Annotated in this window: 1 protein-coding gene; it reads left to right on the top strand. The window is 70.7% G+C overall.

Annotated elements, in window-relative coordinates; translation table 11 throughout:
- Nucleotides 1-202: 202 nt before the first annotated feature.
- Nucleotides 203-1,029, top strand: an 827-nt coding sequence (locus tag ABZ815_RS52835; RefSeq protein ID WP_357711166.1) for a DUF6531 domain-containing protein, incomplete at its 3' end; no start/stop codon positions are given.

Raw genomic sequence — 1,029 nt, 5'->3', positions numbered from 1 at the left:
CAGGCTTGCTTCCACGGGTTCGGCGCGGGCTGAGGCGCTGGACGCGGCCTCGGCGTCGGTCCCGGTGGTCGATGACATGTGGCCGCTGGACGGGGCGCAGGTGGGGTCGGTTACCCCCACCCTGGTCGGGCACGGCACGGGGGGTGAGTCGGCCCTGCGTTATGAGTTCACCATCTGTGAGATCCCCGAAGACGTAGAGGGTATGAGCCTTCCGGACTGGTACGGCGGGTGCGGGACCATCGTGCCGGCCGCCGCGGCGGCCGGGATGTCGGCCGGCACGTCGCGTCGGGTCACCTCAGGGCTGCTGCCCGCGGGCGTGAACTCCTGGAAGGTTCCGGCGGGGAATCTGAAGTGGGGCCGCTCGTACGGCTGGGACGTGACGGTCTCCGACACGGCCGGCAACTACACCCTCTCGGACGAGCGGCTGCTCGTCGTCGGCGCGCGGCAGCCGTCGATTGGCGCGCAGCTGGCCGGCCGGGACGCGGCTGGGCAGGAGTTCCAGGCACTGTCGGGCAACTACACCACCACGGTGGCGGACGCGTCCGTGGCGACGGTGGGGCCGCCGTTGTCGGTGGTGCGCTCCTACAACAGCCTGGACGCCCGGCGCGACGGGCTGTTCGGGGCGGGCTGGTCTACCCGCTTCGACATGAAGATCGAGCCGGAGCCGTCGGGGGCGCTGCTGGTGACCTACCCCGACGGGCGGCGGCTGCGGTTCGCCCCGAAGGGGGATGGCACCTTCCAGGCGCCGCCGGGCATGTACGCGACGCTGGCGGTGGTGTCCGGCGGCGGGTGGAAGTTGATGGACAAGTCTTCGACCGTCTATCACTTCAACACCGCGGGACGGCTGACGAAGATCGTCGATGCGCGCGGCCGCACCCAGGACCTCACCTACGGCGCCGACGGCAAACTGGCCAAGGCCACCGGCGTGGGCGGCAGATCGCTGACGTTCACCTGGAATGGCGCCCACGTGGCCACCGTGACCACCGATCCGGTGAACGGGGCCGCGCTGACGTGGACCTACACCTACGA

This window comes from Nonomuraea sp. NPDC047529, assembly GCF_040642995.1.
Classification (GTDB): domain Bacteria; phylum Actinomycetota; class Actinomycetes; order Streptosporangiales; family Streptosporangiaceae; genus Nonomuraea.
The sequence above is the reverse complement of the archived record's forward strand: the minus strand, read 5'-3'. Positions and strand labels throughout refer to the sequence as shown.